This window comes from Aeromonas rivipollensis (assembly GCF_010974825.1).
In the GTDB taxonomy this organism is placed as follows: domain Bacteria; phylum Pseudomonadota; class Gammaproteobacteria; order Enterobacterales; family Aeromonadaceae; genus Aeromonas; species Aeromonas rivipollensis.
Genome location: NZ_JAAILA010000013.1, coordinates 177,535 through 191,617 on the forward strand (window position 1 = coordinate 177,535; position 14,083 = coordinate 191,617).

General features: G+C 62.7%; 12 protein-coding genes. 7 read left to right on the forward strand and 5 right to left on the reverse strand.

Annotated elements, in window-relative coordinates; translation table 11 throughout:
* Positions 1 to 36 precede the first annotated feature (36 nt).
* Both araG and G4923_RS10455 read right to left on the reverse strand, forming a co-directional pair.
* Positions 37 to 1,533, reverse strand: a complete 1,497-nt coding sequence (gene araG / locus G4923_RS10450) for an L-arabinose ABC transporter ATP-binding protein AraG (RefSeq protein ID WP_163136973.1) — start codon at positions 1,531 to 1,533, stop codon at positions 37 to 39.
* A 66-nt stretch (positions 1,534 to 1,599) separates the two neighbouring features.
* Complete coding sequence (locus G4923_RS10455; RefSeq protein ID WP_163136974.1) at positions 1,600 to 2,583, reverse strand: arabinose ABC transporter substrate-binding protein; 984 nt, start codon at positions 2,581 to 2,583, stop codon at positions 1,600 to 1,602.
* A gap of 361 nt (positions 2,584 to 2,944) precedes the next feature.
* Here G4923_RS10455 and G4923_RS10460 point away from each other — a divergent pair, with 361 nt between their 5' ends.
* The 3 genes from G4923_RS10460 to araA are packed head-to-tail and all read left to right on the forward strand — an operon-like array spanning position 2,945 to position 6,831.
* Entirely contained in the window at positions 2,945 to 4,621 is a 1,677-nt protein-coding gene (locus G4923_RS10460) for a ribulokinase (protein ID WP_163136975.1), read from the forward strand.
* Positions 4,618 to 5,316: an L-ribulose-5-phosphate 4-epimerase gene (locus G4923_RS10465; RefSeq protein ID WP_139744405.1), complete on the forward strand. Its 699-nt coding sequence runs from the start codon at positions 4,618 to 4,620 to the stop codon at positions 5,314 to 5,316. Before G4923_RS10460 ends, G4923_RS10465 begins: the two co-directional genes overlap by 4 nt.
* 15 nt (positions 5,317 to 5,331) lie before the next feature.
* Positions 5,332 to 6,831, forward strand: a complete 1,500-nt coding sequence (araA, locus tag G4923_RS10470) for an L-arabinose isomerase (protein WP_163136976.1) — start codon at positions 5,332 to 5,334, stop codon at positions 6,829 to 6,831.
* A 110-nt stretch (positions 6,832 to 6,941) separates the two neighbouring features.
* On the opposite strand, the gene G4923_RS10475 is transcribed toward araA, so the two are convergent.
* The gene (locus G4923_RS10475) at positions 6,942 to 7,832 is read right to left on the reverse strand and encodes a LysR family transcriptional regulator (RefSeq protein ID WP_111910941.1); all 891 of its coding nucleotides are present in this window, start codon (positions 7,830 to 7,832) and stop codon (positions 6,942 to 6,944) included.
* A 113-nt stretch (positions 7,833 to 7,945) separates the two neighbouring features.
* Here G4923_RS10475 and G4923_RS10480 point away from each other — a divergent pair, with 113 nt between their 5' ends.
* The 4 genes from G4923_RS10480 to G4923_RS10495 all read left to right on the forward strand — a co-directional run bounded on the left by G4923_RS10480 (position 7,946) and on the right by G4923_RS10495 (position 11,721).
* Positions 7,946 to 9,097: a methionine aminotransferase gene (locus tag G4923_RS10480; RefSeq protein WP_111910940.1), complete on the forward strand. Its 1,152-nt coding sequence runs from the start codon at positions 7,946 to 7,948 to the stop codon at positions 9,095 to 9,097.
* 8 nt (positions 9,098 to 9,105) lie between these two features.
* Positions 9,106 to 9,921: a carbon-nitrogen hydrolase family protein gene (locus tag G4923_RS10485; RefSeq protein WP_111910939.1), complete on the forward strand. Its 816-nt coding sequence runs from the start codon at positions 9,106 to 9,108 to the stop codon at positions 9,919 to 9,921.
* 53 nt (positions 9,922 to 9,974) lie between these two features.
* The gene (locus G4923_RS10490) at positions 9,975 to 10,745 is read left to right on the forward strand and encodes an ABC transporter substrate-binding protein (RefSeq protein WP_111910938.1); all 771 of its coding nucleotides are present in this window, start codon (positions 9,975 to 9,977) and stop codon (positions 10,743 to 10,745) included.
* 262 nt (positions 10,746 to 11,007) lie between these two features.
* Positions 11,008 to 11,721, forward strand: coding sequence for a metallophosphoesterase (locus G4923_RS10495; protein ID WP_163136977.1), 714 nt, complete (start codon positions 11,008 to 11,010; stop codon positions 11,719 to 11,721).
* Between the two features lie 291 nt (positions 11,722 to 12,012).
* Here G4923_RS10495 and G4923_RS10500 read toward each other — a convergent pair whose 3' ends face one another.
* Together G4923_RS10500 and G4923_RS10505 are read right to left on the reverse strand one after the other, a co-directional pair.
* Positions 12,013 to 12,378: a hypothetical protein gene (locus tag G4923_RS10500; protein ID WP_205596980.1), complete on the reverse strand. Its 366-nt coding sequence runs from the start codon at positions 12,376 to 12,378 to the stop codon at positions 12,013 to 12,015.
* A complete protein-coding gene (locus G4923_RS10505; RefSeq protein ID WP_163136978.1) occupies positions 12,375 to 14,033 on the reverse strand; it encodes a LamG domain-containing protein in 1,659 nt (552 codons plus the stop codon). Before G4923_RS10505 ends, G4923_RS10500 begins: the two co-directional genes overlap by 4 nt.
* Positions 14,034 to 14,083 lie beyond the last annotated feature (50 nt).

A 14,083-nucleotide genomic window follows, 5' to 3' on the forward strand; every position in this document is an offset into this window, starting at 1 on the left:
AAATTCCGGGTGCTATCCCGTTGCAGTCACGGGGGATTAACGGGCCGGCATGGCCAGATTGAGCGCCTTGACCTCGTCGGCCTCGTCGTGGGAGAGCTCCCCTGCTATCACCCCCTCCCGCATGACCATGATCCGATCCGCGATGCCCAGCACCTCAGGCAGCTCGCTTGAGACCACCACCACGGCGATGCCCACCTTGGCCAGATCGTAAATCACGTTGTAAATCTCGTTTTTTGCCCCGACGTCTATGCCGCGGGTCGGCTCGTCGAGCAAAATCACCTTCATGTCTTCGGAGAGCCAGCGCCCCAGAATGGCCTTCTGCTGGTTGCCGCCGGAGAGGTTCATGATGGCCTGATGGGGGGATGGGGTCTTGACCCGCATGTCGCGGATCCTGAGCCTCGCATTCTCGTCCTCCCATTTCTGGTTGATCCAGAAGCCCCCCCACGCCTTGTGGCGGCGGGCGCTGATGTTGATGTTCTCCTGCACCGAGTGGATGGGGATGATGCCGAGGGCCTTTCTGTCTTCGGTACAGAGCATGATGCCGCTGTGAATGGCGTCGATGGGGTTGCGGATGGGCACCGGTTTGCCAAACACGGCTATCTCGCCCCCACTCGCCTTCTCGGCGCCGAAGACAAGCTTCATCAGCTCGCTGCGACCGGCCCCCACCAGCCCGAAGATGCCGAGGATCTCGCCGCGTTTCACTTCAAACGACACCGGCGCCTTGAGTCCCGGCCCCATCAGGTTCTCTACCTTGAGGCCCACCTCGCCGAGTGCCCTCGGGCTGTAGCCATAGATGTCGGTCAGATCCCGCCCCACCATGGTCTTGACCAGCAGATCCCGGTTGACCTCGGCCATGGAGGCGAAGGTGCGCACGAACTGGCCATCCTTGAAGACGGTGATGGCATCGCACAGGGCGAAGATCTCGTCCATGCGGTGGGAGACGTAGAGAATGACCTTGCCCTCGTCCCGCAACTGGCGAATGACCCTAAACAGCTGATCTATCTCGCGAGACGACAGGCTGCTGGTCGGCTCGTCGAAGGCGATGACGCTGGCGTCCCGGGTCAGGGCCTTGGCGATCTCCACCATCTGCCATTGACCCAGCGACAGGTATTTGAGCGGCGTCTCGGGCGACACATCCATGCCGAGGCGCGCCAGCTGTTTCGCCGCATCCTGATAGAGCTTCTCCCTATCGATGACGCCGCGCCGGGTGGGCAGCTGGCCGAGGTAGATGTTCTCGGCGATGGTCATCTCGGGCACCAGATGCAGCTCCTGATAGATGATGGCGATCCCGCTCTCCAGCGCGTCGACCGTGTCTTGAAACACCTTCTCCTGGCCGGCCAGCTTCACCACCCCTGTGGTGGGCGCCTGAAAGCCGCTCAGGATCTTGAGCAGGGTGGATTTGCCTGCGCCGTTCTCCCCCATCAGCGCATGCACCGAGCCCTGCTGGCAGGAGAAGGAGACGTTCTGCAGCGCCTTGACGCCGGGGAACTCCTTGCTGATGCCGCAAAACTCCAGATATGGAACTTGATTCATGACATGACTCCAGCCAGCCGGCACGGCGCAGGGCACCATGCCGGCATGGGTATCAGGGGTTGGCGATCACAGACCTTTCTTCTGCAGCTCAACCTTGAAGTTGTCGCGGGTGATGAGCACAACATCGGTCACTTCGGTGAACTTGGCAGGTTCGGTGCCATTGACGACCCAGTCATGGAGCATCTGGATGCTCTTGTAGCCGTGCACGTCCGGGCTTGGCAGCAGGGAGCCGAGGAAGCCGGTGGCGCTGGACTTGGAGAGCTCGTTCACCGCATCCACCCCGTTGATACCGATGCCGATGACGTTCTCGGCCTTGAAGCCCTGCCCTTCGGTGGCACGCACGCCGCCGAGCACTGTGTTGTCATTCATGCCGACGATGAGCCAGTTTTTGACCTCGGGGTGCTGCACCAGCATGGAGTTGGCGGCATCCAGCGCCCCCGGAATGTCGTTGGCCTTGGTGGGGGAGCGGTAGATCTGGCCTTCGGGGAAACCGGCAGCCTTGAGCGCGCTCAAGGAGCCGTCGACCCGGCGACGGGCGGTATCCAGCTCATCGGCGGTGATGGCCAGCACCCCGGTGGCCTTCAGGTCCCACTGGCGTTTTTGCATCTCCTTGTAGAGCTCCTGACCCTGGCGCTCGCCAATCTTGGTGGCGGCCATCATCACCAGGGGCACCTGCTCCATGGGCAGCCCCTTGGCGTTGACGAACTGGTCATCCACAGTAATGACCTTGAGATCCATGCTCTTGGCCTTGGCCATGATGGCGGCCCCGAGCTTGGGATCCGGGGTGCAGATGACGAAACCCTTGGCGCCATTGGCCGCCAGGCTGTCGATGGCATTGAGGGTCTTCTCCCCATCGGGGACGGCTATCTTGATCACCTCGAAACCGAGATCCTTGCCCGCCTTGTCGGCGAAGTTCCATTCGGTCTGGAACCAGGGCTCCTCCGGCTGCTTGACCAGGTAGCCCAGCTTCAGCGCCTCGGCCGAGAAAGCAGAATTTGCCATACCGAGGGCAAACCCCATCGCGATCATGCCTTTAACGATTTTGTTCATGCGAGTGTCTCCAGATGTTCCATCAATCCATGTATCCATGAAACGCAGCCATTGGGTCCATTCCTCTGACCGCCACATAAAAACATGTCCAAACATGACGTTATTGTTGTTGCTAGATGAGCGAACCAAGTTGTAATCGTTTTCACATGGAAAAATGGAGAGCAGGATCACGCCATGAGATTGCAGCCATTTTGTCTATATATTTAGCAAAATCGTTACATACGGAATCCTCGACCAGGGTCACCCTCTTGCGCTTGTAGCGTTTAAATCCATATTTCCAGCAGCCAATGGCTAACAGTCCGTCCGGTGCATCTCCTATGGTTCCTCCCCAGTCACCCCTCATTGATGGTCAGGAGCACATATGTCTGAGCACATCGTCATCGGACTCGATTTCGGCAGCGACTCGGTCAGGGCACTCGCCGTGCGCTGCCAGGACGGCGCCGAGCTGGCGACCCATGTCGTCTATTACCCACGCTGGCAGGCTGGCCACTACTGCCAGCCGGTCAACAACCAGTTCCGCCACCACCCCCTCGACTACATCGAATCCATGGTGCAGGCGGTGGTGGCTGTGGTGAGCCAGCTCACCCCCGCCCAGCGAACCGCAGTGCGCGGCATAGGGGTGGACAGCACAGGCTCCACCCCGGCCCCCATCGATGAGGAAGGGCGGGTGCTGGCCCTGCGCCCGGAATTTGCCGACAACCCCAACGCCATGTTCGTGCTGTGGAAGGATCACACCGCCATCGAAGAGGCCGAGGCCATCACGGCGCTGTGTCACGGCGGCCAGTTCCCCGACTACAGCCGCTACATAGGCGGCATCTACTCCTCCGAGTGGTTCTGGGCCAAGATACTGCACGTCTCCCGAGCCGATGCGGCAGTGCGCGCCGCCGCCTGCAACTGGGTCGAGCTGTGTGACTGGGTGCCCGCCATACTGAGCGGCACCCAGGCCCCGGCGAACCTCAAGCGCGGGCGCTGCGCCGCCGGCCACAAGTCCCTCTGGCACCCGAGCTGGGGCGGCCTGCCTGCCGCCGACTTTCTCAGCGCCCTGGATCCGCTGCTGACCGAGGATCTCGACTTCCCCCTCTTTACCGACAGCTGGACCGCCGATCTGCCGGTCGGCACCCTGACCCCGGAGTGGGCCGAGCGGCTGCACCTCTCCTGCGAGGTGGTGATAGCGGGCGGCGCCTTTGACTGCCACATGGGGGCTGTGGGGGCCGGGGCTGGCAACAATGCGCTGGTCAAGGTGATAGGCACCTCCACCTGCGACATCCTGATCGCCGATGAGGCCACCATAGGCGAGCGCGCCATTGCCGGGATCTGCGGCCAGGTGGACGGCAGCGTGGTGCCGGGGATGGTGGGGCTGGAGGCGGGACAATCTGCGTTCGGCGACATCTATGCCTGGTATCAGCGCCAGCTCGGCTGGCCGCTGGAGAGCCTCGCCGCCCAATACCCCGAGCTTCGCACCGCCATCGAGGCCCACAAGCGGGAGCTGTTGCCCAGCCTCGCCGCCGCCTGGGAGCAGCAGCGCGATCTCGCCCACCTGCCGGTGGTACTCGACTGGTTCAACGGCCGCCGCACCCCCTATGCCAACCAGCGCCTGCAGGGCACCCTCACGGGGATCAACCTCGGTACCGATGCGCCAGACCTGTTCGGCGCCCTGGTGGCCTCCACCGCCTTCGGGGCCCGCAGCATCATGGAGTGCATGACGAGCCAGCAGGTGCCGGTGGAGCAAGTGATTGCGCTGGGCGGCATTGCCCGCAAATCAACGACTGTGATGCAGACCTGCGCCGACGTGATGAACAGACCCATCCAGGTGGTGGCCTCGGATCAGTGCTGCGCCCTGGGGGCGGCCATCTTTGCCGCCGTGGCGGCCGGTCTCTACGCCGATGTGGCTGATGCCCAGCGCCATATGGCGAGCGCCGTGGAGCGCACCCACCAGCCGGATCCGGTGCGGGTCGCCGAGTATGAGCGGCTCTACCAGCGCTACCTCGCCTGGGGCGCCGCCGCCGAGCCCCTCTACAACCGGGGGGCACTGGCATGAGCCTCAACACCCTCAAGGAGCAGGTACTCGCCGCCAACCTGGATCTGCCGCGCCACGGTCTGGTGACCTTCACCTGGGGCAACGTGAGCGGCATAGACCGGGAACAGGGTCTGGTGGTGATTAAACCGAGCGGCGTCAGCTACGAGCGGATGCGGGCCGAGGACATGGTGGTGCTGGATCTCGCGGGCAAGCAGCTGGAAGGCGCCCTGCGTCCCTCCTCCGACACCGCCACCCACCTGGTGCTCTATCGCACCTATCCCGAACTTGGCGGCGTGGTGCACACCCACTCCACCCATGCCACCGCCTGGGCCCAAGCCGGACGCCCCATTCCCATTTTCGGCACCACCCAGGCCGACTACTTCAACGGCGAGATCCCCTGCTCCCGCCTGCTCACCCCGGGGGAGGTTGCAGAGGACTACGAGGGGCTGACCGGTCATCTCATCGTCGAGACCCTCAAACAGACCCCCATTCTCACCATGCCGGGGGTGCTGGTGGCCAACCACGGCCCCTTCAGCTGGGGCAAGAGCGCCGAGGACGCTGTACACAACGCCGTGGTGCTGGAAGAGGTGGCGCGCATGGCCTGGCTCACCGGCCAGATCAACCCCGCGGCCCGCCCCCTGCCCCATTACCTGCTGGAGAAGCACTACCAGCGCAAACATGGCAAACACGCCTATTACGGCCAGACAAAAGCGTAAAAAGAGGACACCAAGATGGAATTGATGAAACAGCTGGAAGTGTGGTTCCTGGTCGGCAGCCAGCACCTGTATGGCGCCACCACCTTGAAGCAGGTGGCCGATCACGCCCACACCATCACCAACCAGCTCAGCGAGGGGGCGAACCTGCCCCTCAAGATAGTGCTCAAGCCCACAGGCACCACACTCGATGAAATAAGCAGCGTCGCTCGCGATGCCAACCACAGCGAGCGCTGCGTTGGGCTCATGGTGTGGATGCACACCTTCTCCCCCGCCAAGATGTGGATCCCGGCCCTGAGTCAGCTGCAAAAACCCCTGCTGCAGTTCCACACCCAGTTCAACCGGGATCTGCCCTGGAGCGAGATCGACATGGACTTCATGAACCTGAACCAGACCGCCCACGGCGGGCGCGAATTCGGTTTCATGGGCGCCCGCCTGCGGCTGCCCCGCACAGTGGTGGTGGGCCACTGGCAGGATGAAGAGGCCAGGCAGAAGATTGGCAACTGGATGCGAGTTGCCGCCGCCATCCACGACAGCCGCCACCTGAAGATCGCCCGCTTTGGCGACAACATGCGCAACGTGGCGGTCACCGAAGGCGACAAGATTGAGGCCCAGATCCAGTTCGGCTATCAGGTGAACTACCACCCGGTCGGCGATCTGGTCAAAGTGATCGATGCCGTGCCCGACAGCGACATCGAGACGCTGCTGACCGAGTACGAACAGAGCTATACCCTGACCGAGGCGGTACAGGCGGGCGGGCCGCTGCGTGCCTCCCTCCGTGAGGCGGCGCGCCAGGAGCTGGGGATGAAGAAATTCCTCACCGACGGCGGCTTTGGCGCCTTCACCACCACCTTCGAGGATCTCTACGGCCTGCACCAGTTGCCGGGGCTCGCCTGCCAGCGCCTGATGCAGCAAGGCTTCGGCTTTGGGGCAGAAGGGGACTGGAAGACAGCGGCTCTGCTGCGCACCCTCAAGGTGATGGGGCATGGCTTGGCGGGCGGCGCCTCCTTCATGGAGGACTACACCTACCATCTGGAGGCGGGCAACAACCTGGTGCTGGGGGCCCACATGCTGGAGGTCTGCCCCTCCATCACCGCCGACAAACCCGTGCTGGACGCCCAGCATCTGGGGATAGGCAAGAAGGCCGATCCGGCCCGCCTGCTGTTCGCGGCCCCGGCCGGCAAGGCGGTCAATGCCAGCCTCATCGACTTGGGCAATCGCTTCCGCCTGGTGGTCAATCAGCTGGAGGTGGTGGACTTGCCAGAAGCCATGCCCAAACTGCCGGTGGCGAGCGCCCTGTGGAAACCCATGCCCGACCTTCAAACCAGTGCCGAGGCCTGGATCCTGGCGGGGGCCGCCCACCACTCGGTGTTCACCCAGGCGGTCGACATAGCGCAGCTGCGCACCTTCGCCGACATCATGGGCATAGAGTTCGTGGTGATTGACGAGCACACCCGCATCCCCGCGCTCAAGGAGCAACTGCGCTGGAACGAGGTCTACTACAAGATCTGCCACTGACCCCTTAATCGGCCAGCGGCCATCACCATGAAACAGCCCCGCCAGCGGGGCTGTTGTTTTTTTGATGGGGCAAAAAGATATCACTCTGTCAGGGGAGGCACTGACGGCGATCAGGGATGGTCGCGGCTCTCCAGCAACCAGTGACAGGTGCGAGCCACCCCCTGACGCTGGCTGTCGGGGCGGGCGAGCAGGGCGTACTCGTGATCCGTGCTGAGCACGGGGGCAAAGGGGGCCACCAGGGCACCGCTCTCCAGCTCCTCGGCCACGATTGTCGGGTCCCCGAGGGAGAGGCCGAATCCCTGCAAGGCGGCGTTCATCGCCAGGTCCAGGGTATCGAACAGCTGGCCGCCCTGGGGCTGCCAGGGGGTGGCGAGGAAGGCGGCAAACCAGTTGCGCCAGTCCCGCCGATCCGCGCTGGCATGGAGCAGGGGCAGCCGGGGCAGCTCCTCTATGGTGCGCTCGAACAGGCGGTGCTTGGCGGCAAAGGCGGGGGCACAGACCGGGGTCAGCCGCTCCTGGAACAGCGGCTGGCTATGGGGGTACCTGGCCTGACAGGATTGATAGACGATGGCGAGATCGAAGGGCTCGCGGGAGAAGTCGATGCCGTGGCTGTGGCTGCCACGCACTTCGACTGCCTCCCCCTCGAACGCCTGCAACCGTCGCAGCAGCCAGCGGCTGGCGCAGGAGGGCACCTTGATGCTGATGGCCTGCTCGTGGGGCAGGGTTTGCAGGGCACTGAGCCCCTCCCCCATGCGGGCCAGCCCCTCCCTGACGAAGGGCAGCAGGCGCTCGGCGGCCGGGGTCAGGGCCAGGCAGCGGGTGCCGCGCACGAACAGCAGGTGGCCGAGGCGCGCCTCCAACTGGGCAATCTGCTTGCTCACCGCCCCCTGACTCACGCACAGCTCATCGGCGGCCAGGGTGAAACTCAGGTGGCGGGCAGAACACTCGAAAACCTGCAAGCCATACAGGGGCAACTGGCTGCGGGGTTGGCTGGACAACATACAAGCCTCCATGCTTGAGAAAAACTCATGCATAACATGCCGAATAATCCGTTGTCCGGCAAGGAAGCGAGGGCTAAAAAGGGACATCTTTCACACACATCGGTGACGGCGCCATGTCTTCCCCCCGCATTGTCAGCAAACTGCCCCAGGTGGGCACCACCATCTTCAGCGTGATCGGGGATCTGGCTGCCCGCCATCCCAGCATCAACCTCTCTCAGGGGGCCCCGAGTTTCCCCTGCGATCCCGAGCTCATCCGGGTGACCCACGAGGCCATGCTGGCCGGGGAGAACCAGTATGCCCCCATGACGGGGCTGCCCGCCCTGCGCGAGCAGCTGGCGGCCAAGATAGGGACCAGCTATGGCCACCACTATGACGCGGGCGAGGAAATCACCATCACCGCCAGCGCCAGCGAGGCCCTGTTCTGCGCCATCACAGCCCTGGTGCACCAGGGGGACGAGGTGATCATGTTCGAGCCGGCGTTCGACAGCTACCGCCCCATGATCCAGCTGCAGGGGGCCACCCCCGTGGTGATCGCCCTCAAGGCTCCGGACTTTGCCATCCCCTGGGATGAGGTGGCGGCCCGCATCACACCGCGCACCCGCATGATAGTGCTCAACACCCCCCACAACCCCACCGGCACCGTCTGGCAGGCGGGGGATCAGGAGCACCTCGCCCGCCTGGTGCGCGGCACCGACATCCTGATCCTCTCGGACGAGGTGTACGAGCACGTGGTGTTCGACGGCGCCCTGCACCAGAGCGTGATCCGTTACCCCGAGCTGGTGGAGCGCTCCGTCGCCGTCTTCTCCTTCGGCAAGACCTTCCACGTCACCGGCTGGCGAGTGGGTTACTGCGTGGCGCCCCGCCCCCTGATGGAGGAGATCCGCAAGGTGCACCAGTTCGCCATGTTCGCCGCCGACACCCCCATGCAGTACGGTTTCGCCCACCTGTTGCAGCAACCGGCTCACTACCAGGGGCTGGCGGACTTCTACCAGCGCAAGCGGGACCTGCTGGTCTCGGCCCTGGGGGATTCGCGCTTTACCCTGCTCCCCTCGGCGGGCAGCTTCTTTATGCTGGCGAGCTATGAACGGATCAGCGACGAGCCGGACAGCCTCTTCGTGCAGCGCCTCATCCGCGACCACGGGGTCGCCACCATACCCGTCTCCGCCTTCTATCACGACGGTACGGATCAGCGGGTCATCCGCCTCTCCTTCTCCAAGGATGACGACACCCTGCTGGCGGGCGCCGAGCGCCTGTGCGGCGTCTAGGAGGCACCATGGATTCTGTGCGCGTTGCCGTCCTGCAGATGGTGTCCGGGGACCAGCTTGACCACAACCTGGCCCAGGCCGAGGCGCTGCTGCGTCAGGCCGCGGCCGAGGGGGCCGAGCTGGCCTTGCTGCCGGAATATTTCTACCTGATGCCTGCCGACGAGCGGGCGCGGGTGGCCCTGGCCGCCCCCGTGAGCGATCACCCTCTGCTGGCCTGGGCCCAGGGGCTGGCCCGGGAGCTCGGGATCTGGATACTGGCTGGCACCCTGCCCCTTGAAAGCGACGAGCCCGGCAAGATGCACAACAGCAGCCTGCTGATCGACCCGCGAGGGCAGTTGGCCAGCCGCTATGACAAGCTGCACCTGTTTGGCTTTTGCACCGGGCAGGAGCAGTATGACGAGGCCGCGACCATGAGCCCGGGCCGGGAGGTGGTGAGCCATCCCCTGCCCTGGGGGCTGCTGCGCTTCGGGATCTGCTACGACCTGCGCTTCCCCGAGCTGTTTCGCCTGGGGCCCGCCCCCGACTTCATCGCCCTGCCAGCGGCCTTCACCCACACCACTGGGCTGGCGCACTGGGAGCTGCTGCTGCGGGCCAGAGCGGTGGAAAACCTCGCCTTCGTGCTGGCCTCGGCCCAGGGGGGAGAGCACCCCGGCGGGCGCCGCACCTTCGGCCACAGCATGATCATCGATCCCTGGGGCCGGGTGCTGGCCCAGGTAGAGGAGGGTCAGGGACTGGCCATCGCCACCCTGGATCTGGCGGCCCAGCGCAAGGTGCGCAGCCAGCTGCCGGCCCTCACTCATCGCAAGATAGCCGTCGGCCCCTGAGGCCGGCACCATTTAGAACCATAGGAATGACACCACACTTCAAGGGACTGACCATGAAACTCAACACACTGATGATGATGCTGGCCCTGGCCACCGCCGGCCAGGCGGCCGCCAAACCCCTGGTGATCGCCACCGACGCCACCTACCCCCCCTTCGAAATGGTCGACAGCAGCGGCAAGCTCGGCGGCTTCGAAGTAGATCTCGCCTATGCCCTGTGCGCGGCCATGAAGACGGAGTGCGAGGTGATCAACCAGCCCTGGGATGCCCTGCTTCCTGGTCTGCAGGTGCGCAAGTACGACGCCATCATGTCCTCCATGAACATCACGGACGAGCGGCGCCAGAAGGTCGCCTTCAGCCAGGTCTACTACATGATGCAGAACCGCTTCGTGGGGCGCAGCGACAAGGCGGCCGACTTTGCCGACACCCCTGAGCACTTCAAGGACAAGGTGATAGCGGTGCAGGAAGGCACCCCCCAGGACAACTTCATCACCGCCCGCTACGGTGACGTGGCCAAGATCAAGCGCTACGTCAACGCCCAGTCCCCCATGCTGGATCTGCAGTCCAGCCGCGCCGACTACACCTTCGGCAACATGGTGCAATTGAAGGTCGGCTTCCTCGACAAGGAGATGGGCAAGCAGTTCGCCTTCGTCGGTCCCCAGTACAACGGCACTCAGGACAAGATCCTGGGAGAAGGGGTAGCGGTGGCCCTGCGCAAAAACGATGACAAGCTCAAGAGCCAGTTCGATGCCGCCATCGAGAGCGTCAAGGCCGATGGCACCTTCGACACCTTGCTCAAGAAGTACCAGCTCGAAGACCTGCTCTGATCACGACGACGGGCATCCGTCAGGCCATACCTTGCATGCCAGTCGACACCGACTGGCATTTTTTTACCCGGGTTCTGCCGGCAAGGCGGCAAACGGCCCTCCTTTATGCAGGCCGCCTGTCACCTCGACGCGAAAGCCCCCCCATCTGCCTCTACTATGGCGAGGCAGAGCATGCCATGCTGCACTTGTCCACGAGCCCCGGCTCCCCCATAGGTCATCCGGCGGCGCCGCGAGCCGGTCACACCAGACAAGGAGGCAAGCCATGAACCCGTCGCCACTCATCAGACGCTTCTCCCGCAATCCTTTGGGGCGGGATCTCGCCGTCGGCGATATCCACGGCTACTTTTCTCGGCTGGAACAGACCCTGAACCAGGCGGGATTCGACCCCGCTCGGGATCGCCTCTTCTCCGTCGGCGATCTGACGGATCGCGGCCCCGACTGCACAGCTGTGCTCGACTGGCTGGCCAAGCCCTGGTTTCACCCTGTCTGCGGCAATCATGACGACTACGTCTGCCGCTACGAGAGCTGCGATCGGGAGAACTGGATCCAGAACGGCGGCGGCTGGTTTCAGCAACTGACCCCGGGCGAGCAGGGGGCGTTCGCCGCCCACTACCGCACCCTGCCTATCGCCATCGAAGTGGTCACCCCGGCCGGCCCGGTCGGGCTGCTCCACGCCGATTGCCCCTTCTCCTCCTGGCAGGGGCTGCTGGACAAACTGGATGCGGGGGTGAGCGGCGGCAGGCTTAGGGCCATCAAGAACGTCTGCCTCTGGTCAAGGCGCCGCATCGAGGGGCTGGACGAGAGCGGCGTCGAGGGTCTCGTCGCCCTGGTGGTGGGCCACACCCCGGTAGGCTGCCCGGCCCACCTTGGCAATGTCTACTACATAGACACCGGCGGCTGGTATCCCGACGAAGGCGGCTACTTCACCCTGCTCGACCTGCATACCCTGATGCCGCTGCCGGGTACAACCCGATAAGCCCCATCCAGCCGCAGTCAGGTACCGCCCTCTGAACCGACGCCCATGAGCGTTCAATAAACCGGCAGCCGGGCTGTCTGCCCTTCGCTCTGCCTGCGCTATGGTTTACCATGCTGGCAACTGCGGTGCATGGCACCGCCCACCCAGGCGCCATGGCGCCGCCATCGGACACCTCACCTCGAGCAACATGAGCAAAACAGCACAGCCCGGCAGCGAGCCCACCTTCTACTTCCACGATTATGTAACTGCACTATAAACAATTGAATATAATGCCTTAATTTATAATCCAATTTATTCTGTACCATCCTCTGTACCTTTTTTAACTGTGAACATTTCAGGCTCTGCGAGAATTGATGCCCAAACGTATTGCGGGGTTTCAACCACGACCGTCACCGACGCCAAGGCGGCGGTCATTGCCGGGTCTTGGGTTCGCACGTTGGCGTGATAGCCAGGGACGGGCTCGCGCACCGGCAGCCCCTCAGCATCCACCACACCTGTGGGGCGAGTGACCATGCCGGGCGGCAATAGCTGCAAGCTGGCGCTTGGGTGATAGAGGGTTCCTGTCTCAGGGTCTTTGATAAAACCAGCCGCGAGCAGCGCCTTTGTCATGGCGGCCTTATCGGCCGCCTTTAAGTTGAGGTCGATAAAGTCGGTCATGCTACCGCCTTGATTTGATCGTCAGTAAGAGTGCGGCGCCAAATCTTCACATCACGAATATGACCAAACAGAGTGTCGGCCGATGAAAGCGTGGTGGTGGAGCCAAGGATAAGATCGCCAGACATATCTGCATCAGACAGCGCAGATATGGCTGATGCTGGCCCGAATTTCTTCGCGCTAAACAGCTTGGCTGTCGCCCCATTAAAGACCATGCCGCTGACTGCGCGACCTATCGGGTTTAATGAAAACGCAGTGACGGGTGATGTGGAGTTGAATCGCCCAGATATGTTTGTGTCCGTGAAGAACGCATAGCACGCGGGGCCGCACGTAAACAGACGAGCATAGCGGCTGGTTGAGTTAATCCCTCTGAAGTTGACTTCCATTGCCACCGTAAATGGCGATGCCGCAATATTTCCGGCCGTTTGGATCCACGCCTTGTCAGGCGCTCTGGTGACTGCGGCCCCAGCCGTTGGGATATATGAGCTGGCAAACGTCAGAGCTTCCAGCTGGAATGAGCCAAACGTCTCATTGGCAACCGGATCCCCTCTGTAGGTGCGGTAAGTCGTACTGTCAGACACGATAGTTGTGCCGATAATTCGCACCAGCGTTGGGCTGACCTTAACAACAGACCATGCTGAAAGCAGGCCGTTTGCATTGGTAACAACAAGCTCGCCCGTCGGCTTCACTCTAAAAATAGCCGTCCTGCCAGTAAACGAACCATCACGAGTCTGGAAGGTAATAACAGTGTCTGTCGCCCCCAATTTTACAAAGAACGACAAGGTTAAAACCGTGTTTGCAGGGACGGTACAGTCTTTGGCGAGAGCACCTGTGCCGACATATTTGACAAGCGTTACGCCGTTCTCAACAACCACCACTGAATCTGGCTCAGGAGCGAGTTGAGTTAATCCTTCTGATCGCACAATGTAGTTTGTGCTCTGCCCCTCGACCAGCAGCCCCTCTTTCTCAAAGCGCGGCTCATTCGCGGCAGCGGTTTTCAACTGACCATCCTTACCGATGTAGGTTGCCGTGGAGTTGCGGCTGAAATTCACCATCCGAGCCACCACATCCGACCCGACCAGCACATCCCGCCCATAGCCGGTGATGAGGCGCAGGCTGTCAGAGAGCGGCGCCCACACATCCGGCAGCGGGAGGGCAGATGTTGCAACAATATCGCCAGCCAGGGCTGCGCTGGCCGCTGCTTTGTCCGCTTCCATCTTGGCGCGGGCAGCCTGTCCCTCCCCTTCGCTGGTCACTTTCTTCCAGCTGGGGATAGTGGTGTTGGCGCCGGTATCCGGGTTGAGAATGGACACATCACCAGAACCGGTCAGCCAGGTCATCATGCCGTCAAACCAGGTGCGGTACTTGCCGACCAAGGAAGCCAAGTCAGCGGCAAACTGGCTGATGGTAGAGGTGCGGGTGATGTCAATCCGGTATGCCTGGTTAGCCAGGGTGCCGCCGCGATAGGTATCAACCAACAAGATGCTTTCGTCGCTGACTACGGTGTCCACTTCATAAGCGGCATTGTCCGGGCCATAGAAGGTGTGCCCCTTCTGGATAGGAAGGGTGCCAGTTTTCCACTTGGTGCCAAAACCGGTGATGGTCTTGCTGCCATTCGTCACCGTGACATTGCCGGTGCGCTGCCAAAGTCCTGCCATTGCAAGGTTCCTTCAAAAGAAAACCCGGCGCGAGGCCGGGTTGTAAGGTG

Bases quoted from the DNA above. Each gene is read 5' to 3' on its own strand.
- araG (WP_163136973.1), bottom strand. From the start codon at position 1,533: ATGAATCAAGTTCCATATCTGGAGTTTTGCGGCATCAGCAAGGAGTTC.
- G4923_RS10455 (WP_163136974.1), bottom strand. From the start codon at position 2,583: ATGAACAAAATCGTTAAAGGCATGATCGCGATGGGGTTTGCCCTCGGT.
- G4923_RS10460 (WP_163136975.1), top strand. From the start codon at position 2,945: ATGTCTGAGCACATCGTCATCGGACTCGATTTCGGCAGCGACTCGGTC.
- G4923_RS10465 (WP_139744405.1), top strand. From the start codon at position 4,618: ATGAGCCTCAACACCCTCAAGGAGCAGGTACTCGCCGCCAACCTGGAT.
- araA (WP_163136976.1), top strand. From the start codon at position 5,332: ATGGAATTGATGAAACAGCTGGAAGTGTGGTTCCTGGTCGGCAGCCAG.
- G4923_RS10475 (WP_111910941.1), bottom strand. From the start codon at position 7,832: ATGTTGTCCAGCCAACCCCGCAGCCAGTTGCCCCTGTATGGCTTGCAG.
- G4923_RS10480 (WP_111910940.1), top strand. From the start codon at position 7,946: ATGTCTTCCCCCCGCATTGTCAGCAAACTGCCCCAGGTGGGCACCACC.
- G4923_RS10485 (WP_111910939.1), top strand. From the start codon at position 9,106: ATGGATTCTGTGCGCGTTGCCGTCCTGCAGATGGTGTCCGGGGACCAG.
- G4923_RS10490 (WP_111910938.1), top strand. From the start codon at position 9,975: ATGAAACTCAACACACTGATGATGATGCTGGCCCTGGCCACCGCCGGC.
- G4923_RS10495 (WP_163136977.1), top strand. From the start codon at position 11,008: ATGAACCCGTCGCCACTCATCAGACGCTTCTCCCGCAATCCTTTGGGG.
- G4923_RS10500 (WP_205596980.1), bottom strand. From the start codon at position 12,378: ATGACCGACTTTATCGACCTCAACTTAAAGGCGGCCGATAAGGCCGCC.
- G4923_RS10505 (WP_163136978.1), bottom strand. From the start codon at position 14,033: ATGGCAGGACTTTGGCAGCGCACCGGCAATGTCACGGTGACGAATGGC.